Raw genomic sequence first — 236 nt, 5'->3', positions numbered from 1 at the left:
ACATTATTAAATCCACCTACATTCATCATAAACCCTGCTATTGCGTTCCCACCAAATGCTCCAATTTGTATTGCAGTTTGTAACATATTTGAAGCCTTTCCTGCTGGAATTTCTCCTGATAATACCATTTGAGACATATAAGTTTCCAAGCTTTGCGTAGATAAAAATAAAATAATAGAAAAAACACCTGCAAAAATGTATAAAGTAAAAACATTAATGTGCTCACTATTTAAAAG

General features: G+C 31.4%; 1 pseudogene. It reads right to left on the bottom strand.

The features are described from left to right. A pseudogene (locus tag JDS96_RS31540) lies at positions 1–236 on the bottom strand (MFS transporter); the annotation flags it as partial.

The organism is Bacillus cereus group sp. N21 (assembly GCF_016483395.1).
Lineage (GTDB): Bacteria > Bacillota > Bacilli > Bacillales > Bacillaceae_G > Bacillus_A > Bacillus_A pseudomycoides.
This window is presented reverse-complemented; position numbering and strand designations above follow the sequence as displayed.